This window comes from Sphingopyxis sp. (assembly GCF_035998965.1).
Lineage (GTDB): Bacteria > Pseudomonadota > Alphaproteobacteria > Sphingomonadales > Sphingomonadaceae > Sphingopyxis.
In genome coordinates, this window is record NZ_DASYHE010000050.1 from 150,242 (window position 1) to 172,243 (window position 22,002).

A 22,002-nucleotide genomic window follows, 5' to 3' on the forward strand; every position below is an offset into this window, starting at 1 on the left:
AGATGGTGCGTGAGAGCTGGTGTTCAGGAACGGACGAGATCGGCCGGCACGGCAATTTCCATGCCGAGCAGGATTTGCGCATAGCCCTTGCCCTGCGGATCATTGCGCAGCGAGGCGATGCCGCCGCCGCCCAGAACGTCGTAGAGCATGAAGTTGAGGCCATGGATGCCGGGGAGGTCGAAGCGCCGCACTTCAGCGGGCGCATAATGTTGGAACAGGGCGCCCACGACATCGGGCTGCAGTGCATGCCGGATGTAGGGAAGAAATTCGGGCCGCCGCGCAATGATGCCGATATTGGCGTGATTGCCCTTGTCGCCGCTGCGGCCCCACGCGAGCTCGATCAGCGGAACTTTGGTACGGCCGGTCGCAGCAAGCGGTGTGGACCGTTCGGGCTCCTGATCGACTGGCGGGTTGGCGGAAGACGGCCTTGGCACATCCGGCAGAGCGACCACTTGTCCTTCGACTTCGACATTCACCTGGACGTCGACGATCGCCTTGTCGACCGCAGTCGAAAAGAGGCGGACGAGCGGCATGACCTTGGGGCGGTTGCCACCCATGCCGGTAAATCCGGGCGCCATCGACGTGCCGGCGGAGGTGAATTCGCGGACCAGCAGCTCCAGCGCCTTGGGATCGCCATGCTTCGCGGCGATCTTGAGCACAACCTCGCGCGCGCCTCGCGCCTGGCTGTTCGCGCCATAGCTCGATTCGGCGCCGATGATCTCGATCGAAGTCTCGCTGAACGGCGCTGAACCCGCCGCGGACAACAGCGACGAGACTCGCGTCACAACTGCTTCGCCCACCTTGGCTGCCTTGCTGGCAGCAGCCTCACCGATAATCGTCCAGGTCGCGCCGACGCGGTAGCCATCCTGCCAGGTTGCGCTGGCCTTGTAGGTTTCGGTCGGTGCACGGCCGCGTGCGCCGGTGACCCGCACCCGCCCGTTATCGGTTTCTTCGATCTCGACCGACCGCCAGTCGCAGCTGACGTCGGGAAGGAGATAGGCCGCGGGATCGCCGATTTCGTAAACGAGCTGCTCGCTGACCGTGCCGCGCGAGACAAGGCCGCCGGTCCCTTGCGGCTTGATGACGTCGAACGCACCATCGGCGTCGATCACTGCGATCGGATAGCCGATATTCGCCCAGTCGCCGACATCCTGCCAATCGGTGAAGAGACCGCCGGTCGCCTGCGCTCCGCACTCGATAATGTGGCCGGCGAGCGATCCGCCCGACAGGCTGTCGAAGTCCGACATGGACCAGCCGAACGCGTGAATGCACGCGCCAAGCACGGTCGCGCTATCGACGCAGCGACCCGTGACGACGATGTCGGCGCCGGCATCCAATGCCGCCGCGATCGGTGCGGCCCCCAGATAGGCATTGAGGCTCATCAGCCGCGACGGCATCGCGGCGCCCGAGAACATTTCCCTACTGGTCTGAAGCTCGGGCTGCATCGCGATCAGATCGTCGCCAGTGACCACGCCGACCCGCAGGTTCAAGCCGGCGGCCGCAATTTTTGCCCGAAGCGCTTCCGCGCAGGCCGATGGATTGACGCCCCCGGCATTCGCAATCAGCTTCACCCCGCGTTCGGCGATCCGCGGCAGGTGACGCTCGACCAGGCTGACGAAATCGGTCGCATAGCCCAGCGATGGATCCTTCGCGCGGGCGCGGGCGAGGATCGACATCGTGACTTCAGCCAGATAGTCGAAGGAGATATAGTCGAGACCGTCATGCTCGAGCAGCTGGGGCAGGGCGATCGAGCTGTCGCCCCAAAATCCCGATGCGCCGCCGATGCTGATTGTTCGCTGCGTCATGCCGGCTCCCCCTCGACGATGAAGAGGATGTCGCGCGCCGCTACCTGCTGGTTCGCGGCGACCGCAACGGTGGTGACTTTGCCACCGATCGGCGCGATGATCTGCTGTTCCATCTTCATCGCCTCGAGCACCGCAAGCACGTCGCCGCGGGCCACGAGCTGGTCCTGGCCGACCCGCACCGCGGTAATGGTGCCGGTCATCGGGGCGCGCATCACGCCGTCACCGCCGGCGCTGGCGCGCGACGGAGCGCGGTAGGTGGTATCCTCGAACCGATAGACCCGCCCGTCGAGATCGATCGCGATCTCATCACTGTCACAAAGATAGACCGCCCGCCGGAGCAGGCCATCGACCTCGAACCGGACCAGCGTGTCGCCGCGTTCGACGATGGCGATCGACGCCGAATGTGCGTCGCTTTGCGCCGACCAGCGCTGCCCGGCCCGGGCTACGCGCACGATGGTTTCGCTGCCGTCGCTGGCGAGATTGACCTGATGCGCCTGCTTGCCATTCGACGACCAACCCTGTCCGGCCGTTTCGGCGGCAAGGATGGCGGCAAGCAGGATCGCAACTGGGTCGCCTTCGCCCGGCTTGAAGCCGTCAGCATAATGCTTGCCGATGAAGGCCGTCGTCGCATCGCCGCGCCGGAATTCCTCGACCGACAAGGCGTCGAGCAGGAACTCGCGGTTCGTCGCGACGCCGAGCAAGTGCGTGCCGCGAACCGCCTGGACGAGGCGCCGCAGTGCTTCGTCGCGGTTCGCGCCGGTGGCGATGATCTTGGCGATCATCGGATCGTAGAATGAACTGATGACCTGGCCCGTCACCAGGCCGTGATCGATGCGCACGCCGTCGCCGGTGGCGGGCTGCCAGATCGACGCGACGCCGGTCTGCGGCAAAAATTCCTGTCGCGGGTCCTCGGCGTAGAACCTTACCTCGATCGCGTGACCCGAGATCGAAATATCGTCCTGAGCAAAGGGCAGGGGCAGTCCCGCCGCCACATCGATCTGGAGATCGACGAGGTCGATGCCCGTGACACATTCGGTCACCGGATGTTCGACCTGAAGGCGGGTGTTCATTTCGAGGAAGTAGAATTCGCCATCCTTGCCGAGCAGAAATTCGACGGTTCCCGCCCCGACATAATCGATCGCCGCCGCAGCGCGAACCGCCGCGTCGCCCATTCGGCGCCGCAGGTCCTCGTCCACCGCAGGCGATGGCGCCTCCTCGATGACCTTCTGGTGCCGACGCTGGACCGAGCAGTCGCGCTCGCCAAGATGCACAACCGATCCGAAGCGATCGCCGAACACTTGAATCTCGACGTGGCGCGCATCGACGACGGCGCGCTCGAGCAGCAGCCGATCATCGCCGAACGCATTCTTTGCCTCCGACCGCGCCGAGACCAGCGCTGCCGCGAGGTCGCTGCGATCGTGGACAAGGCGCATGCCGCGTCCGCCACCACCCGCCGAGGCCTTGACCATGACGGGGTAGCCGATCCGGTCGGCCTCGCGCACGAACAGGGCGTCGTCCTGATCATCGCCCTCATAACCCGGCACACAGGGGACGCCCGCTTCGATCATTCGCCGCTTCGATCGCGCCTTGTCACCCATCACCCGCACCGAATCGGGCATCGGTCCGATGAAGGTGATCCCCTCGTCGGCACACTGCTCGGCGAAATCGGCATTTTCGGAAAAGAAGCCGTATCCGGGATGGAGCGCATCGGCACCGGTCGCGCGCGCCGCCGCCAGCACCCGTTCGGCCGACAGATAGGACTCCTGCAGCGGCCCGCCGCCCAGGCGGAAGGCTTCATCGGCTTCGAGCACATGCCGCGCGCCCGCGTCCGCGTCGCTGAAAACGGCAACCGTCGCATAGCCCTTTGCCTTGGCGCTGCGGATCACGCGGCACGCGATTTCACCGCGATTGGCGATCAGGATTTTCGAAAACGGCTTCATGTCGTGGCCCATGCCGGCGGTCTCTTCTCTTTGAACGCTGCGATGCCCTCGGCGCCTTCGCCGAGGACGGCTTCAGCGAAAACTTCGGCTGCGACTTGCGAAAAGGCGGCGGCGTCAAATCCCGCCAAGCCGTTGAGCAATGTTTTCGTCGCCGCGAGGGCGCCAGGGGCGCAGGCGCGTATCTCGGTCAGGATGACGTCCAGCCGGGCATCGATCGCAGAGCGATCGGCCAGCAATTCATCGACAAAGCCAAGTCTCGCCGCTTGTGCCGCATCGAACCGGCTGCCGGTCAGCGCGAGACGGCGCGTGGTGGCCGGGCCGAGACGCGCGACCACAAAGGGTGCGATCTGAGCCGCTACGAGGCCAAGGCGCGCTTCGGAGAGGGCAAAGCTGGCACCCGGTGAGGCGAGGACGATGTCGGCGCATGCGGCCAGTCCCATGCCACCGCCCATCGCAGCGCCCTCGACCACCGCGATCACCGGCTTGGGGAAGGCGTGGAGGCCGCCGAAAACACGCGCGCCGCGGATCGACAGTTCGACCATCTCGGCATGCGGATCGTCGCTCGATGCCCCGAGGGTCTTGCCGCTCAAATCGGCACCGGCGCAAAATATACGGCCATTGCCTTGCAGAACGAGGGCGCGAACGGCCGGGTCGGCGCGATAATGCGAGAACAGCAGGTCGAAATCGGCCAGCAGCGGGTCGGAAATCGCGTTGCGCGTCGCGGGATCGTCGATCGTTGCGAAAAGCGCGCCGCTGCGCTGCTCCAGCCGCAACACCGACATCTGCGGAGTGTCGATCATGCCCCCGGTCACAGCCGCGCAATCCCGAAATTGTTTCGCGCCGGCTCGCGCGCATCGCCCTCGGTGCATGTGTCCAGGCAGAAGGCCACGACCCGCCGCGTGTCGCGCGGGTCGATGATGCCGTCGTCCCAGAGGCGCGCGGTCGCAAACAGCGCCTCGCCTTCGCGGTCATATTGCGCGATCAGCCTTTCGGACATCGCCGCCAGTCCCGCATGGTCGGGCTCGACGCCGCGCGCCGCGGCACCGTCTTCAGCGACGATCGTCAGGACCTTTGCCGCCTGTTCTCCGCCCATCACCGACAAGCGATTGTTCGGCCATGAAAAGATGAAGCGCGGACCGAACGCCCGGCCGCACATCGCATAGGCGCCAGCCCCGAAACTCGCGCCGATCTGGATGGTGACCTTTGGCACCGACGCGTTGGTGACAGCCTGGATCAGCTTCGACCCATGTTTGACGATACCCGACGTTTCCGCCTCCACCCCGACCATGAACCCCGTCGTGTTCTGGAGGAACAGCAGCGGCGTTCGCGATTGGCAGCAGAGCTGGATGAACTGCGCGGCCTTGGTTGCACCCTGCGCATCGATCGGCCCGTTGTTACCGATGACGCCAAGCTCACGGCCTTCGATCCGGGCGTGACCGCAAACGGTCTGCGGCCCATATTCCGCCTTGAACTCGGTGAAATCGCTATCGTCGACGATGCGGGCGATGACTTCGTGCACGTCATAGGGTTTGCGGTAGTCGGGCGAGACGATCCCGAGCAATTCTTCGCTGTCGTAGCGGGGACCGGGCTTGGCCGGCTGCGGCAGGCTTCGATCCCAGCGCAACTTTGCAAGAACCTCGCGCGCCTGGCGCAGCCCGTCCGCATCGCTTTCTGCCAGATAGTCGCCGACCCCTGTCACCCGGGTGTGCAGCACGGCGCCGCCAAGATCTTCATCACGGGCAATTTCGCCCGTGGCTGCCTTTAGCAAAGGCGGGCCGGCCAGAAATACCTTGGAGCGGCCGCGGATCATGATGACATAATCGGAGAGGCCGACCTGATACGCCCCCCCCGCCGTCGATGAGCCGTGGACCACCGTAATCGTCGGCAGACCGAGAGCGGACATGCGCGAGAGGTTGGCAAAAGTGCGGCCGCCCTCGACGAACATTTCGGCCTGCAGATTGAGGTTCGCGCCCGCGCTTTCGACCAGCTGGATATAGGGCAGCTTGTTTTCGATTGCGATGTCCTGGACGCGGAGCTGCTTCTTGATGCCCATTGGATGCGCAGCACCGCCCTTGATGCCGGCGTCGCTCGCGAACACCATCGCGCGGACGCCCGAGACGAAACCGATCCCGGCGATGACACCGCCGCCATAGACATTCTCGACGCCGTCATCGTCGTGCATGCCGATGCCGGCGAGCGTCGACAGCTCCAGAAATGGCGCGTCACGGTCGAGCAGCAACGCGACACGATCGCGCGGCAGCAATTGTCCGCGCTTGGCGAATTTGGGGCCGGCGCGGGCGGACGCCGCCAGCACCTTGGCTTCGAGCGCCCGAAAGTCGCCGATCAATTCCAGGTGCGCCGAGCGGTTGTGCTTGAATGCTTCGCTCTCGGCGATGGCCATGCTTTCGATAATCGCCACGCTCAGCCTCCGAACAAATTGATGAAGCGATTGCGCAGCTCGACCTTGCGGAGCTTGGAAGTCGCGGTGAGCGGAAGATCGTCGACGAACTCGAAGGCCTTGGGCACTTCATGCGGCGCGAGCATCTCGCGGCAGTACATATGGATATGCCAGGATTCGGCGGTTTCGCCGGGCTTCAACATGATCACCGCGACGACGGCCTCCTGCCAGCGCGGGTGCGGCACGCCGATCACAGCGGCGTTCGCGATCAGATGGCATTGCAGCAGGACCTGCTCGACCTTGACCGACGAAACATTCTCGCCGCCGCTTTTGATCATGTCCTTCAGGCGGTCGACGAAAAGCAATTGGCCGTCGTCATCGATGACGCCCAGATCGCCGGTATGATGCCAGCTGAAGCGCCGCGATTCAGCGGTTGCAGCGTCATCCTTATAATAGCCGAGCATGACGTTCGGACCGCGATGCACGATCTCGCCGATCTCGCCATGTGGCAGCAGCGTGCCGTCCTCCGCCATGATCGCCACGTCGTTGACGATCGACGGCTCGCCCCAATAATTGCCCTCCTTGAGCAACTGCTGCTCCGGACGCAGCATCATCGTGCTCGGGTACATCTCGGTTTGGCCCGAGGACAGGACAAAGGTCGGGCAAAACTCGACGAGCAGCCGCCGCAGCAAAGGTCCGGGCATGGGGGCCATCGCGTAGATGCAGTAGCGCAGCGATGCGAGGTCCAGCGTGTCGCGGACCGGATGCTCCATCATCGCGGCGTACATCATCGGCAGCCCGACGAAGAAGCTCACTTTTTGCTGATCGATCGTCGTCAGCACCTGTCCGGGTTCGAAGCCGTTGTGGAGGACGACGGTCGCGCCGGCGGCGAGGAATGTCGTCAGGAGGCAGTGCGCCGACACATGGAAGAGCGGCAAGACGATCAGGATGCGATCGTTGCGCGTGACCATCCATTCGCCGATGTTGCACATCACGGTGGCATAGACGGCCAGATTGCAGTGCATGACGCCCTTGGGCCGCGATGTCGTCCCGCTCGTGTACATGATCATTGTCAGGTCACGCTCGTGAATCGGCAGATCGGGTTCGCGGTTGGACGCAGCCTCGAGTCTTGCATCGAAATCGGGACCGAGCGTCAGCACCAACGGCTCACCTTCGGTACCGCCAGGGACCGCCTCACCACTGTTCGCATCGGCGATAACGATGGCGGCCTCGGTATGATTGAGAATATAAGCCCGGTCGTCCGCCGAGAGGGCGGGATTGATGGGAACCCAGACGAGCCCGGCCTTGTGAATTCCGAAGATGGTGACGATGAAGTCGATGCTGTTCGCGCAGATGGTCGCGATCCGGTCGCCGGGCTTTGCGCCTTTTTCGAGCAGCATATTGGCGCAGCGGTTCGCTTTGTCGTCGAGCTCGCCGAAGGTGATGGTGCTCGATGGGGTGACCACCGCTGCCTTGTCGCGGAAGCGGCGCGCCGAACGCCGCATCAGGTCGCCGAGAGCCACGCGCCCGATACCCTCGGTCACGAGCGGCGAGGGCTGAAGGCCCAAGCTGACGGGTGAGGTCTTTGAGCCCTCGTAAGACGCCGACCCCGATCGAGCCATTTCGACCGGCGCGCTCAAGACCGGAACCTCAGGCTCGCGCAAGGCCGGGTCGATTTGATCTCCACGATCACAGAATCTCTCCGACCAAATTCTGGCCAAGGCAGTTGATCCAGATATGCGCCAGCCATCGGCATCCTCTTCTCATTCGCTTGTGCTCGGGGAGAGCGCGACTCTTATCGGTCGGCAATAGCTGCCGCGTGGGTCATGGTCAAGACTTGCTTGCCGCAAGCTAGTCTAACTTGCTTGTCATTCGCGCCGAGCTGAGCCGCCGCCTATTCGCTGCAATCCTCGACGCAGCGCGGGATATTTCGCGAGAGGCGGCGCGTGTTTTTCGTGAAGGGGCGGACAACAAAAGTCGGGGAGGGCAGGTGGACGCAAGCCTGCCCAAGTCCCGTCGATGCTTCGAGGTTGCTGAGCGGATTATTGTGCCACGCTTCAGGCTTCGCCGATGAGTTCGCGACCGATCAGCATCCGCCGGATCTCGTTCGTCCCGCCACCGATACCGAGGAGCTTTGCGTCGCGATAGAGACGCTCAACCGGCCAGTCCTTGGTATAGCCTGCACCGCCGAGCGCCTGAACAGCTTCACTCGCCACACGCTCGGTGTTTTCGGCCGCCAGGAGCAATGCGGCCGCTGCATCAAATCGCGTCGTCCGGCCCGCATCGCAGCTTTTTGCGACCGCATAGACATAGGCGCGCGACGAATTGAGCGCGACGTACATGTCGGCGATTTTGGCCTGCATGAGCTGGAACTCGCCGATCGGCTTACCGAATTGCTTGCGCTCCCGCACATAGGGCAAAACGACGTCGAGACAGGCTTGCATGATGCCGAGGGGAATACCGGCCAGAACCGCGCGTTCGAAATCCAGCCCGCTCATCAGCACGCCGACGCCGCCATTCACCGGCCCCAGAGCATTGGCCTCCGGCACTTCGCAATTGTCGAACACCAGTTCCGCGGTTGGCGATCCGCGCATGCCCATCTTGTCGATCTTCTGTCCGATCGAGAAACCCGGCATATCCTTTTCGATGATGAAGGCGGTGATACCGCCGCTGCCTTCCCCGGTCTTCGCGTAAACGACAAGCGTGTCGGCATAGGTCGCATTGGTGATCCAGAATTTGGTGCCGTTAAGGACGTATCCGCCCTGCACGGCATCGGCTTTCAGTTTCATCGAGACGACGTCGGACCCCGCTCCCGCCTCGGACATCGCCAGGCTCCCGAGATGCTCGCCTGAAATGAGCGGCGGCAAATATTTCGTCTTCTGTTCGGCCGAGCCCCAGCGAGCGATCTGGTTGATGCACAGGTTGGTGTGCGCGCCATAGCTGAGTCCGATCGCACCCGAGGCCCGCGCGATTTCTTCGCAGGCAATCACATGTTCAAGGTAACCGAGGCCGAGCCCGCCATATTCTTCGGCGACGGTGATGCCGTGCAAGCCGAGTTCGCCCATGCTCGCCCAGAGCTCGTCGCGCGGAAACCAGTCGTCGGCGTCGACCTTTTTCGCGAGCGGTGCGATTTTATCGGCCGCGAACCGGCGGGTCGTTTCCCGGATCATGTCGGCTGATTCGCCGAGATCGAAGTCAAACAGCTGCATAAATCGCTCCCATCATTTCTGTCACATAAGGATTCACATTCTCACCGGGCCGCCTGGCGACGCCGAAATCTGTCCGGCAGTGCCGGGCAGAGGACGTGTTTGACCGGGAGGCGCGGGCCAAAGGCTGGCCGCCGCTGCGGTATCGGCTTCGGCGAGCGTGAGCCCTCGCGCGGTCGAGCCGTCGGACCCGCCGTCACCGGCGGCGTGACGACGCAGTTCGAGCTTGGCGATCTGGTTGCGATGGACCTCGTCGGGTCCGTCGGCCAGTCGCAGCAGCCGGGCTGTCGCAAAGGCGGCGGCAAGGAAATGATCGTTATTCGTTCCGCCACCACCGAAGAGCTGAATGGCCCAATCGACCACCTGCTGTGCCATGGCAGGCGCGGCGACTTTGATCATCGCGATCTCCTGACGCGCAGCCTTGTTGCCGACGGTGTCCATCATCCAGGCGGCACGCATCGTCAGCAATCGCGCCTGATCGATCAAAATTCTCGATTGCGCGATCCGCTCCAGGGTGACGCTCTGTTCCGACAGCGGACTGCCGAAGGCCACGCGCTCGGTCGCGCGGCGGCACATCCGCTCCACGATCCGCTCGCTAAGCCCGATCAGCCGCATGCAATGATGGATGCGGCCGGGCCCAAGCCGACCTTGCGCGATCTCGAAACCGCGGCCTTCGCCCAGCAGCATATTGGCGGCGGGGACGCGGACATTCTCGAACACAACTTCCGCCGACCGATCGGGAACGCCGTAAAAGCCAAGGACAGGCAAGGCCCGAACGACCCGGACACCGGGGGTATCGCGCGGGACAAGGATCATCGATTGCGCCTTGTGCCGGTCGGTTGTCGCATCGCCGGTGCGGCCCATGAAAATGAAAAAGGCGCAGCGCGGGTCGGTTGCTCCTGTCGTGTACCATTTGCGGCCGTTGATGACATAATCGTCATCGTCGCGCGATATTTCGGAAGCGATATTGGTCGCGTCGGACGACGCGACTTCGGGCTCGGTCATGGCAAACGCCGATCGCGTCTCGCCGGCGAGAAGCGGTTCGAGATAGTCTGCTTTTTGTTGATCGGTGCCGAACAGCAGCAGGGTTTCCATATTGCCCGTATCCGGCGCGGAACAGTTGAAGATTTCCGGGGCAAAAAGCGAACGGCCCATGGCTGCGCATAGCGGGGCATATTCGACATTACTCAGCCCGCTCGCATCGTGCGAGGCCGGGAGAAACAGATTCCACAAGCCTTCGGCGCGTGCGCGGGCCTTGAGATCCTCGATATGCGGATAGATCGCCCAGGGGCCGAGGCGCTCGGCGGCCAGATACAGCTCGCGCTCGACCGGATAGAGATGCGCCGCCATGAAATCCTGCAGCCGGTGCTGCAGGACGACGCTGCGCGCGCTTTGAGTGATGTCCACGTTAGTTCCTCATGAGGCCGGGGCGCCGGCGCGGCGCGCCTGTTCCCAAGCGAGTTCGGCCAGTTCGGGCAGCGCCTTGACGCGCTCGGCGGCTTCCGGCGACGCCGCCGTGCCCCGCGCCAGACGGCCCTTGATGCCATGGATGATGGCGGCGAGCCGGAAGAAGGAAAAGGCCAGGAAGAAATCATAGTCGGACGTATCCGCAATACCCGTGCTCTCGGCGTATAGCGCGAGATATTCCGCTTCGCTCGGCGCGTTCAACATCGCGAGTTCGGCGCCCGCCAGTCCGGCAACGATGTGACCGGGCATGCGATACATCATCGCGTGATAGGCAAAATCGGCGAGCGGATGCCCGAGCGTCGCGAGTTCCCAGTCGAGCACCGCGACGATCCGCGGTTCGGTCGGGTGAAAAATGAGATTGTCGCAGCGAAAGTCGCCATGCACGATCGCCACTCGCTCGGGATTTCGCGGTCTGGCATGGTCAAGCCATGCAATCATCCGGTCCATGTTCGGATCCCGGCCGGCGACCGTATCGGCCAGATACTGCTCGGAAAGCCGTTTTATCTGGCGTTCGACATAGCCAGTCGGCCGGCCGAAGCCGCCGAGGCCAATTTGGTCGGGGTCCAGCGCGTGCAGGTTCGCGATTGCCGCGTTCATGGCCCGGAAATAGTCGGGTCGATCGCCGGTGCTGACGTCGGGAAAGGTTGCATCCCAAAAAATTCGGCCTTCGACCAGTTCCATCAGGTAAAACATCGTTCCGATGACTTCGGGGTCGACGCAGCTTGCGTAAATCCCGGCCACGGGAACGCGCGTGTCGGCGAGCGCGGACTGCACCATCGCTTCGCGATCGACGGCATGGGCGCCCTTTAAAAGCATTCCCGATGGCTGCCGCCGCAGGACATAGGAGCGTGACGGTGTGCCGACCAGATAGGTTGGGTTGGACTGTCCGCCGCGAAACTGCCGCACGCTGATCGGGCCTTCATAACCATCGACATTGGCGCCCATCCAGCGCGCGAGGCTATTTTCATCAAAACGATGACCCTCGCGAACGGGCATGGCGCCAACGGTTCCGGCTATATCGGCGGGTTCGGCCACTTGCAGACATCCTCTCAATCGCGACGCTCTCGGTCGATCCTGGGAGTTTTAGCTTGCTAGGCGCAAGCAAGCAAGTGAGCATTTTGCACAAAATTGTGCTGTTTCGCCGGTATCGGCGGTTTGGGGTGGGCCCACCGGCGGGCGATGCGCGTTGCAAATCCATGCGAAGAACTGCCTGGGCGAAACCGTTGTTGGCCGGGACGGGCTTTCGCAAATTCGCGACACGTAGCAGGGATGGCAAGCGTGTCCGTTCGTCACCGTCGCATTGTGCGCGGACGAGTCTTGCTTTGCCGGAACTATTATCTGCGTTGCAAGCGCCCACGCGAATAGCCGACTTCGCCCCGGATCTATGGGCGGCTTCCCACAGCAAGCGATCGAGCTTGCCGCCACCGGTGGAGTAGCGAGGGCGACAGCGGTGCGGCACAGCACGCCATCCTTCGCCGGGCCACATCAACATCTCATCGCCTTCGAGGCGAATCACTAGCTTGCTCGAAACAAGCGAGTGGACTAGAACTCAGGCAAATCTTCCACAAAAAGGATGGTAAATTGGTACAAATGCGAAGGTTGAAGCCTGCGAGCAGGGCAAGCAACAAGGCGCCGCGACTCACACAGGCGGAACGCACCGCGATTTCCGACGGGCGGATGCTCGAGGCGGCGATGGCGCTGGTCCTGGAGCGCGGAACCCATAACACCACGCTCCGCGAGGTCGGCGAACTTGCCGGCTACAGCCGCGGTCTGGCGAGCAATCGCTTCGGGTCGAAAGACGAGCTGTTCGCCGAATTGATCGACGTTTTCAACGAGCGCTGGAAGAAGGAAAGCAGCGCGCTCGTCGGCAGCAAGACCGGGCTGGAGGCTTTCGACGCCGCGAATGAAAGCATCATCGACTTCATGAACGATAACTCGGATTATATCCGCGCGATGTTCATCCTATATTATGAGACGGTGGGAAGCAGCACCGTGATGCGCGAGCGGCTGACGGAACAGCACGGCGCCTATCGCCGGGCGATCGCTCGCTATATCAGTCAGGGCATCGCCGAGCAGACGATCAAGAGGACCGTCGATCCAACCCGCGTCGCCCTCCAATATACGTCCTTCTTCTTCGGCCTGGTTTATCAATGGCTCGCGAACCCGGACGCGATCGAGTTCGAGAGCGCATTGCATGATTTTCGCGACGCCATGATTCAGGTTATCGGCGAAACGGACATGGCAGTTCGACGATCCGCCTGATCGCCCGCGATCAAGCGGCGAGGTTAAATTCCTGGTAGTTGGGATCGCGGAGGACGTCGCGATACTCGTCCGGCGTTCCGGTCCAGTTTTCCGGCATGCCCTTTTCGTCCAGATACCAGTTCTTGCAGCCCGTGTTCCAAATCGTCTTCGGCACGGCTGAAAGCACGCGTTCGCGGAACTGGGCCATTGCTTCCGGCCGGGCCTCGATCGAATGAAATCCGTTGTCCGCGCAATAGCGGATGACCTTGACGATATGGTCGACGATCGCTTCCGAATAGGCGATCGCGCTGAAATTACCGCGCGGCGAATGTGGCCCACCTATGAGCATGAAGTTCGGAAACCCCGGGACATGGACCGACAGATGCGCGCCGGTCTCTTTCTTCCACACTTCTGTCAACGATTCGCCGCGGGCGTTGGTCAGTTCGATCGGGCGATGGTAGGCGCGCGCATGGAAACCGGTCGCGAAAATGATCACATCGAGTTCGTGCAAACGTCCCGACTCGTCCAGCAAGCCTTTCTCGGTTGCCCGCACGATCCCGTCGCGCACAATCTCGACATTGGGGCGAGCCACAGCCGGATAGAATAATGTCGACATCACCATCCGCTTGCAAAGCGGCTCATCGGTGGGGGTCAGCTTCGCGCGTAGTGCCGGGTCCTTGACGCGGCTCAGATGCCATTTGCACATGGCGGACAGGAATTTGCGCTGCCAACCCTGCTTGATGACTGCTTCGGCGAAAACGCGTTCGAAGAACCACCCGTAAAAGCTACCCGCCAAGCGCCCGATGAAAGGAAAGGCGCGGACGATGGAGCGCTCCATCTTGCCGAACTGGCGATTTGGCAAGGGAAACACCCATTGCGGTGTGCGGATAAACGCCTTGAGGTTGACCCCTTGATTTGCAATCGCCGAGATGACCTGCGTTCCGGTCGACCCGCTGCCAATGATGCCGACGCGCTTGTCCGACAGGTCGATGCCGTCAAGCCACTCGGCCGTGTGAAACTTGGTCCCTTTGAAATCGTCGATGCCTTCGATATCGGGGAAGGCCGGGACATGCAGCGGCCCCGTCGCCGCAATCAGAAAATCGACGGTGTCGCGCTGACCGTTCGATGTCTCGAGATGCCAACGCTGACCGTCGAACTGCGCCTTCGTCACCTTGGCGCCAAACACGATATCGCGTCGAAGATCGTATTTGTCGGCGATCTTGACCATGTATGACTGGATTTCCGGCCCGAGCGCCAGCCGGTGGCTCCAGCCGGGGTTGTGTTCGAACGAATAATTATAGTGATGCGCCGGGACGTCGCAGGCGATGCCGGGATAGCGGTTTTCGCGCCAGGTGCCGCCGACCTCGTTCGCTTTTTCATAAATGACGAGATCGTCGAAGCCAGCTTCGCGCAGTTTGATTGCCTGCATCATCCCTGCGGCACCAGCTCCGATGATCGCGGTGCGCGGACGATAGGCGGAATTCTGGGTCCGCGACGCATTCGTCGCCGGGCCTTTGGCCATCTGATTTTCCATTACTCTCTCCACTTGCTTGTCACACACTAGTATCGCATTGTCGCCATGACAAGCATATTGAAAGCGAGAGGTGGGTTCGATGGAGCGTGTTCGCGGCAAAAGGGCGCTGGTGACCGGGGCAGCGCAGGGATTGGGTGCCGCGGCTGCCCAAATGCTTGCTCGTCACGGCGCCCACGTTTTGCTGACCGATATCAACGAAGCCGGGGCACAGCAGGTCGCCGAGTCGATCAATCTTGAAATCGGCAGCGAAGTGGCCTGGGGTTTCCAGCACGATGCGACCAGCGCCGAGGATTGGGCAGCGGCGATCGAACAGGCACGCCACCGCATGAATGGCCTGTCCGTGCTCGTCAACAATGCCGGGATGGTACGGACAGGATCGGTCGAGGATCTCGATCTCGAGCAATGGCACCATGTCATGCAGGTCAACACCGACAGTGTTTTTCTGGGCTGCAAACTGGCCTTGCCGATGATGCGCGAATGTCAGCCTGCGTCGATCATCAATCTTTCATCAATCGCCGGATTGATGGCGTCTCCGAACCTCGCTGCCTATAATGCCTCGAAGGCGGCCGTCTGGCTTCTCACCAAATCGGTCGCGCTTCTCGCGGCCAAGAAGGGGTGGGACATCCGCTGCAATTCGATCCACCCGACATTCATTCGAACGCCGATGCTCGACGATCTGCGCGGCGATCGCGACGAAGCGGAAACGCTCGCACGTCTTGCGAAACAGGTTCCATTGGGCCGTCTCGGCGACCCCGACGACGTGGCTTATGCTGTCTTGTATATGGCCTCGGACGAGAGCCGTTTCATTACCGCTGCGGAATTCAAGATCGACGGTGGAATTTCAGCGATTTAGAAACTTGCTTGCGCCTAGCTAGCGTATTAGTTATGACGAATCACCTTCAACGAAGATTGAGGTGGGAGAGGACGAATGAGCGCTAGGAAGCCTAATCAACGCAAAGGCCCATTCATTGCACGGCAGCGCGCTGGCGCGAGTCGCGCGTCAACTGTCCCATTATCGCTGTCACATGTCGGTCGGCGCGAACGCCGGTTCGTGCCGATCCTCGGGAGAATTTCTCTCCCGTAAGTTTCGGGGGATCGGTTTCACAAAAATAAAATCTAGGGAGAGCTTCAATGAACCATGTCAATCGTGCGCTTTTGGGTGCCAGTATCGCTGCTATTGCCGTTGCCGGCCAGGCGCATGCCCAAGCCGTCGCGCCCGCTGCCGATGCCCCCTCCCAGCAGCCGGTTGAGGTTGAAACGGCCAATCAGGCGCCAGATTCGAATGATATTGTGGTTACCGCCAACAAGCGCGAGCAGCGTTTGAACGACGTCGGGATTACCGTTGCGGTGGTGTCAGGGGATGCGCTGCAGAACCGGCAGATCAACTCGCTGGCGGATCTTGCAAACGCGACACCCAGCCTCTCCTTCACGAACAGCGCGAACGGCACACCGGTGTACACTCTGCGCGGCGTCGGCTTTTACGAAACGTCGATCGGTGCTTATCCGACCGTCAGCACATATGTGGACGAAGCGCCGCTCGCGTTTCCAGTCCTTTCGTCCCACTCGGCGTTTGACCTGGAGCGGGTCGAAATTCTGAAGGGCCCTCAGGGCACCCTGTTCGGCCAGAACGCAACCGGCGGCGCGATCAACTATATCGCTGCCAAGCCGACTAGCGAATTGAGTGCGGGCGGCAGCATCTCCTATGGTCGCTTCAACGAAGTCGTTGCCGATGCCTTTATCAGCGGTCCGATCTCCTCGACACTGAGTGCGCGCCTCGCAGGCCGGATCGAACGCGCCGACGGCTGGCAGATCAGCAACTCGCGACCGGGGGACCGGAACGGCAAGGTCGAAAACTATATGGGCCGACTGTTGATTGATTTTGAACCGACAGAGCGGCTGCGTTTCAAACTGAATATAAATGGCTGGAAAGATAATAGCGAAACGCAAGCGCCCCAGTATATTGCGCTGTTTCCGCAAGCGCCTGCGTTCCTGACCCCCCAATTGGCAGCAGCGCAGTTTTCGCCGGAGCGGCCGCAAGCAGCTGATTGGACTCCCGGCGTCCCCCGGCGCAGCAACAGGCTTGGACAAGCCACTCTTCGTACCGAATTCGACGTGAGCGACGACGTCACGTTGACATCGCTCACGTCTTACGCCGATTATAAGCAACGGCAGGGTGATGAGGGCGATGGCCTTCCGCTTTCGACGCTTGACCTTGTCAATAACACGGGCCGCATCAAGAGCTTCAACCAAGAACTCAGGATTTCGAACAATAGCGGATCGGACTTTCGCTGGGTCGTCGGCGCCAACTATGAGCGCAGCACGGTCAATGAACTTATCGACTTATCGTTTCCTGATGTTTCCGTCAGAGGCCTTTATGGATCGTTCGGTTACCCGTTCTTCTCGCTATCCTATTCCAACGATCAAAAGATGGAGAACTACGCCGGCTTCGCGAATATCGAATATGATATCGGCCAACTGACGGTTAAGCTGGGTGGCCGCTATACCAAGTCGAGGACCGATGCCAGCGAGTGCGGGTTCGACGACAGCGGCAGTCCCACGAACACCGGCCCCCTGTTCTACGATGTGCTTTTCGGCGGAGCGTTGGGGCCATATGCCGGGCAATGCTATCAGATCAACAATACGCCGGACACGTATAACGGTGTAGCACCTGGCGCATCGGGCCGCTTCACCGACACTCTGAAAGAGGACAATTTTTCGTGGCGCGTGGGTCTGGATTACAAGCCGGTGGACGACGTCCTTCTCTACGCCAACGTCGCGAAAGGCTATAAGGCCGGCAGCTATCCGACGCTCTCGGCCTCGCTCTTTAGCCAGTATCTCCCGGTCGTGCAGGAGTCTGTGCAGTCTTATGAGGCCGGGTTCAAAGCCACGCTGCTCGATCGGACGCTGCAACTGAACGGTGCGGTCTTCTATTATGATTACACCAACAAGCAGCTGCGGTCGAAGTTCGTAGATCCGAATTTCGGAATTTTGGACGTGCTTCAAAATATTCCGAAGTCGGACGTCAAGGGCTTCGAAATCGAGATGAGCATCCGCCCGACGCAGGGGCTCGTGATCAACAACACCTTCACCTATCTCGACGCCACCATCAAAGAATTCACCGGCATCAACTCAGGCGGCATTTCAGCCAATTTCGCTGGCGCAAATGTCCCGTACACGCCGAAATATCAGTTCGGGAGTAACATCGATTATGAGTTCCCTGTTTCCGACTCGTTGAACGCCTTTCTGGGCACGAGTCTGAATTTTCGATCGAAAACGGTGGCGACGATCGGCGGCGAAACCAATCCTGCGGGAGTCACTTCTCCAGTCACGACCGTTTTCGGCATCGACGATTATGTTCTGATCGATCTTCGCGCTGGCGTGGCAGCGGCTGACGACAGCTGGCGGGTGTCCGTCTGGGGCAAGAATGTGGGCAACGAATATTATTGGAACAATGTAGTTGCCGCGTTCGACACCATTCAGCGCTATGCTGGCAAACCCGCCACCTACGGCGTCAGCGTAAGCTTCCGCTACTAGGCCGCGCGCGTACGTAATTTCAATCAAGGACAAGATGATGGCAGACAGACTGAATGGTAAAGTGGCCGTAATTTCGGGCGGCGCGTCGGGCATCGGCGCGGCAGCGGCGCGTCTCTTCGTTTCGGAGGGCGCCCGAGTCGTCGTCGCGGATCTCCAAGAGCCACTCGATGAAAAGCTTGCTGAACTCATCAACAGCAAGTCCGAAGCGATCAAATTTCAGAAATGCGACGTGTCTTCAGAAGATGAGGTCGTATCAGCGATCGACGCTGCAGTCTCGGCGTTTGGTAAGCTCGACACGATTGTTGCCTGTGCCGGCGTAGCCGGAATGGGCGCAGCAGGTGATATTTCGGCGGAACATTGGGACAAAACCTTCGCAATCAACGCACGCGGCGTGTTCCTGTTTACCAAATACGCCATCCCGCACATGATTAAAGCGGGCGGCGGTTCAATCATCAATATCTCCTCTGCGTTCGGGATTGTCGCAGGCCCTCATTTCGCGGCCTATGCTGCATCAAAAGGCGCGGTGCGCAATTTCTCGAAGTCGGTTGCGCTGGACTATATTGGCCAAGGCATTCGATCAAATTCGATCCATCCGGGTTACATTGACACACCCATCGTGCAGAACATCATCAACAACGCCGCGGATGTCGATTCTGCGCAGGCGATCTTCAACAGTCTTCAGCCCGGCGGTCGCCCCGGGGTTCCCGAAGACATTGCGTGGGGCTGCGTCTATTTGGCCTCGGATGAGGCACGCTTCGTCACTGGTGCCGAACTCGTCATCGATGGGGGGCTACTCGCGCGCTAGAAGTGAGGGCTCGCTCCGGAAACGGCTTGCGGCGCCGTCTGCGAGGGGCGCCTTTGCAGCGGGCTCGGTTGTTCACAATTCACGGCCGCTCTACCACCATAAGGGGGCTACTGACGTGACCCTCTGGTTTCTACCAGTCGGAATTAGAGCCCAGTCGATTTGTTGCGCATGAGCGCGGTGTAAGCAATAGCCTAAGGCGTTGTCACTGCCTTGCGCAGTCAAAGGTTCTGTCGGGCACAAAGGCGCTTCGGCATGATCCTGGTGTTGCAGGTTGATGACGCTTGAAGCCCGCCAACTTATTGATTATTTTTTGAGTGGCCAGTTCTTGGCTTTGCTTTCTCACTCACACTCGTGATTTCGTTCTCTTACTGCACGTCATCATGGAAAGTTAAGACATGATTCTGTATGACTCGAATTTCGCTGCTCCCAATCCATACACGGTTCGTCTTTTCGCTCACGAGCGCGGAGGTCTGAACTTCCAGGCAGAGACGATCGACCTCGCCAACCTTGCCAACCGTGCCCTGTCTTACAGAACAGCGGTAAATGCGCGTGGCGAGGTCCCTGCGTTGCGGTTGGACGACGACCGGATCGTGACCGAAATTACGGCGATCTGCGAATATTTCGATGAGATCGCGACAGGTGGTCGCTCGCTCATCGGCCAGACAGCGGAAGAACGCGCAACCGTGCGGATGTGGACGCGTCGCGTCGATCTGGAGGTTGCCGAGCCAATGGTTGCCTGGTGGCGCGGTGGAGCGGATGCCGAGGCCTACTATCGCGGCAACCGCGTACTCACGCCTGCCGCGCAGCAGGACAACCGGCTCATTGCCGACCGCGGCCTCAATCAGCTGGACGACGACCTGTCCGGTCGCGACTTCCTGTGTGGTGATCGCCCGATGATGGCTGACATACTTCTCTATGGCTTCATGGCAACCAGCGTCAGCGTCGTGCCGTGGCTCAACCCTCCTGGCCGCACGAATGTTGCCGCTTGGTTTCAGCGGATGGCCGACCGTCCCGCATCGGCAAAGGCCCTGGATTCTTTCGAAGCGCAGGTTTCGCTGGCACCGAACAGCGCAGCCTGAGGATCACTGGCCGACCTTGCGGGATTGGTTAGGGCCAACTAGCGCGACTACGATCATTGCGAGGGCCAAGCCGTTCGGGCCTCTCTACACTACGGATGTCGCGCCGATGTAATCAAAAATGGAATGCTCCTTGGCGGCGAACGCGCGAGTCAGAGAGGGCAGGACAAATTCTTCCTCATCGAGCCGGATGGCTGCGACAGCCGCGACTGCCTCGGGCGAGGTCAAAGCCCAGCTCATGGCCTCGCTGCTGGGCCACCACATTTCGGTCACCCCGTCCGGCGCCGGTTGCCAGCCTCGCAATTCGGCAAAATCGAATTTCGCTGCCGGATCCCGATGGTTCTGAACATATTTGCAGATGCCTAGCGCCGCCGCGTGCTGCCGGACGAGATCGGCGTGCTGCGCCCGCCAGCGTGCGCTGAATTCCGCTGTGCTGAGGTCCGGTCGCTTCCAGATGTCGATGACTATCTTGACGGCGGTCCCGAAACCGGGCGGCGATCCGTCGGAGATGTCCAGAACAACCTCTTCCTGAGCGACAAATCCGCTGACATTGCTCGTTTCGGTGAATTCCCGCTCATCCACTTCCAGGATGGCGCTGGCCTCTCCGCCCTCGGGCGAGGCGAGCGCGCGCTCCATGCTTTCCCAGCTATCCCACCACAGTTCCGACTGACCGTCCAACGGGGTGCGCCAGGTTTGCCCCGCGGTGAAATTGTCTATTTGGGGCAAGGCGATCCGGTGGGTCTGAACGTAGCGCAAGAAGCCCATCGCCCGCGCGTGGTTACGGACAAGGCTCCCATGCCCCTGGAGATAGCGCGGGTAGAATTCGCCCTCGCTCATGCCCAGTTTCCGAGGCACTTGGCATAACATCTTGATCAAGCGAATCTCCTTAAAGCAGGGGCCGGCCGTTCGCGGCTACCTGTCCAGATGCTTGTCGAAAAACGCGCCTGCCTCCTCGAGTGCAGCCTGACCTTCGTCCAGCATGCCCGTAAACAACTGCCAGACATGAGGAAGTCCCTGATAGACCCGCAGGTGCACCTGGACATCCACCAGAATCGCGGCTCGTAAAAGTCTGAGGGAATCGTCCAGAAGAGCCTCATGACTGCTGACCTGGATCAGGATCGGCGGCAATCCCGCTAGGTCGCCATAGATCGGTGACGCTTCGGGTGATGCGGCATCTGCGCCTGCAAGATAGGTTTCCGCCATGCCGGGAGCCACGCCTTCGGTGACCACAAAATCACGGTCCCGGTTGTCGACAAGCGACTGTCCGGTCGTGCCCATGTCGGCGAATGGCGAAAACAGAACAGCTGCGCGGGGAAGAGCAATATTGCGCGCCTTGCATCGCAGCATCGTGGCGACGACAAGGCCGCCCCCCGCAGAGTCGCCAGCGAAGAAAATGCGATCGGGCGGCGTGCCGCTATCGAGAAGCCACTGATAGGCGGTGACGGCATCATCGATAGCCGCTGGAAAGGGATGTTCAGGTGCCAAGCGGTAATCGACCGCCATGGTGCGCATCGATGCGGCCTGACCCAGTCTCGCAACAAGGCCGCGATGCGACGTGAATGAGCCGATCACATATCCGCCGCCGTGCAGATAAAGTAAGGTAGCGTCGGTTCTGGATCCCGGCGCGACACCGATTTCGCAGGGCACCCCATTGGCATCGACAAGCTCGAACTCGATCGAGGAATCGAACGGCGTAAAATCGCCAAACCCGTCGAACGCCACGCGCAATTCCGGTACCGGCAGCGACCCGAGATCCGGGCCCGAGCGGATCATCTCATTGACTTGTTGTAGCTGGTCTTGGGACATGATCGTCAACTCCGCTCTGTTTCAATGCCTAAAAGGTTCAAAAGTGAATTGTTACGCTCGTCATTCGAAGGAGCACCGCGCTCGGCGTGTGGAATTCGCCGGACTGTGCGTGCTTGCTCGCGGCGCTCGCCGGAATCGCGGGAGCGTTGGCGGGCGTTCTTCGTCAAATGGTCTCAATTGGGCCGCGACG

At 61.2% G+C, this 22,002-nt stretch carries 16 protein-coding genes; 5 read left to right on the forward strand and 11 right to left on the reverse strand.

Annotated features, from left to right (window positions below; genetic code table 11):
- Window positions 1-23: 23 nt before the first annotated feature.
- The 8 genes from VGN68_RS08910 to VGN68_RS08945 form a co-directional block, all read right to left on the reverse strand.
- Complete coding sequence (locus VGN68_RS08910; protein ID WP_327475874.1) at window positions 24-1,805, reverse strand: acyclic terpene utilization AtuA family protein; 1,782 nt, start codon at window positions 1,803-1,805, stop codon at window positions 24-26.
- Entirely contained in the window at window positions 1,802-3,757 is a 1,956-nt protein-coding gene (locus tag VGN68_RS08915; RefSeq protein WP_327452536.1) for an acetyl/propionyl/methylcrotonyl-CoA carboxylase subunit alpha, read from the reverse strand. Before VGN68_RS08915 ends, VGN68_RS08910 begins: the two co-directional genes overlap by 4 nt.
- Window positions 3,742-4,545: an enoyl-CoA hydratase-related protein gene (locus VGN68_RS08920; protein WP_327475876.1), complete on the reverse strand. Its 804-nt coding sequence runs from the start codon at window positions 4,543-4,545 to the stop codon at window positions 3,742-3,744. Before VGN68_RS08920 ends, VGN68_RS08915 begins: the two co-directional genes overlap by 16 nt.
- A gap of 8 nt (window positions 4,546-4,553) precedes the next feature.
- Entirely contained in the window at window positions 4,554-6,164 is a 1,611-nt protein-coding gene (locus tag VGN68_RS08925) for an acyl-CoA carboxylase subunit beta (RefSeq protein ID WP_327452532.1), read from the reverse strand.
- 2 nt (window positions 6,165-6,166) lie between these two features.
- Window positions 6,167-7,666 carry a class I adenylate-forming enzyme family protein gene (locus VGN68_RS08930; RefSeq protein ID WP_327452530.1) on the reverse strand — a complete coding sequence of 500 codons (1,500 nt, stop codon included), beginning with the start codon at window positions 7,664-7,666 and terminating at the stop codon, window positions 6,167-6,169.
- A 534-nt stretch (window positions 7,667-8,200) separates the two neighbouring features.
- Window positions 8,201-9,352 carry an acyl-CoA dehydrogenase family protein gene (locus tag VGN68_RS08935; RefSeq protein WP_327452528.1) on the reverse strand — a complete coding sequence of 384 codons (1,152 nt, stop codon included), beginning with the start codon at window positions 9,350-9,352 and terminating at the stop codon, window positions 8,201-8,203.
- Between the two features lie 33 nt (window positions 9,353-9,385).
- Complete coding sequence (locus tag VGN68_RS08940; protein WP_327452526.1) at window positions 9,386-10,756, reverse strand: acyl-CoA dehydrogenase family protein; 1,371 nt, start codon at window positions 10,754-10,756, stop codon at window positions 9,386-9,388.
- Between the two features lie 9 nt (window positions 10,757-10,765).
- Window positions 10,766-11,812 carry a phosphotransferase gene (locus VGN68_RS08945; protein ID WP_327475894.1) on the reverse strand — a complete coding sequence of 349 codons (1,047 nt, stop codon included), beginning with the start codon at window positions 11,810-11,812 and terminating at the stop codon, window positions 10,766-10,768.
- A 594-nt stretch (window positions 11,813-12,406) separates the two neighbouring features.
- On the opposite strand from VGN68_RS08945, the gene VGN68_RS08950 reads away from it, so the two are divergent.
- Window positions 12,407-13,078 carry a TetR/AcrR family transcriptional regulator gene (locus VGN68_RS08950; RefSeq protein ID WP_327475896.1) on the forward strand — a complete coding sequence of 224 codons (672 nt, stop codon included), beginning with the start codon at window positions 12,407-12,409 and terminating at the stop codon, window positions 13,076-13,078.
- Between the two features lie 10 nt (window positions 13,079-13,088).
- Here VGN68_RS08950 and VGN68_RS08955 read toward each other — a convergent pair whose 3' ends face one another.
- Complete coding sequence (locus tag VGN68_RS08955) at window positions 13,089-14,579, reverse strand: NAD(P)/FAD-dependent oxidoreductase (protein ID WP_327475879.1); 1,491 nt, start codon at window positions 14,577-14,579, stop codon at window positions 13,089-13,091.
- Between the two features lie 91 nt (window positions 14,580-14,670).
- Here VGN68_RS08955 and VGN68_RS08960 point away from each other — a divergent pair, with 91 nt between their 5' ends.
- The 4 genes from VGN68_RS08960 (at window position 14,671) to VGN68_RS08975 (ending at window position 20,009) form a co-directional block, all read left to right on the forward strand.
- Window positions 14,671-15,444, forward strand: a complete 774-nt coding sequence (locus tag VGN68_RS08960; RefSeq protein WP_327452520.1) for an SDR family oxidoreductase — start codon at window positions 14,671-14,673, stop codon at window positions 15,442-15,444.
- A 278-nt stretch (window positions 15,445-15,722) separates the two neighbouring features.
- On the forward strand, window positions 15,723-18,125 hold the full coding sequence (locus VGN68_RS08965) for a TonB-dependent receptor (protein ID WP_327452518.1): 2,403 nt from the start codon (window positions 15,723-15,725) through the stop codon (window positions 18,123-18,125).
- 37 nt (window positions 18,126-18,162) lie between these two features.
- The gene (locus VGN68_RS08970) at window positions 18,163-18,930 is read left to right on the forward strand and encodes a glucose 1-dehydrogenase (RefSeq protein WP_327452516.1); all 768 of its coding nucleotides are present in this window, start codon (window positions 18,163-18,165) and stop codon (window positions 18,928-18,930) included.
- 395 nt (window positions 18,931-19,325) lie between these two features.
- Entirely contained in the window at window positions 19,326-20,009 is a 684-nt protein-coding gene (locus VGN68_RS08975) for a glutathione S-transferase family protein (protein WP_327475881.1), read from the forward strand.
- A gap of 84 nt (window positions 20,010-20,093) precedes the next feature.
- On the opposite strand, the gene VGN68_RS08980 is transcribed toward VGN68_RS08975, so the two are convergent.
- Both VGN68_RS08980 and VGN68_RS08985 read right to left on the reverse strand, forming a co-directional pair.
- A complete protein-coding gene (locus VGN68_RS08980; protein WP_327475898.1) occupies window positions 20,094-20,873 on the reverse strand; it encodes an EthD domain-containing protein in 780 nt (259 codons plus the stop codon).
- A gap of 45 nt (window positions 20,874-20,918) precedes the next feature.
- Window positions 20,919-21,812 (reverse strand): alpha/beta hydrolase, encoded by an 894-nt coding sequence (locus tag VGN68_RS08985; RefSeq protein ID WP_327452788.1) that lies wholly within the window; start codon window positions 21,810-21,812, stop codon window positions 20,919-20,921.
- Window positions 21,813-22,002: the final 190 nt, after the last annotated feature.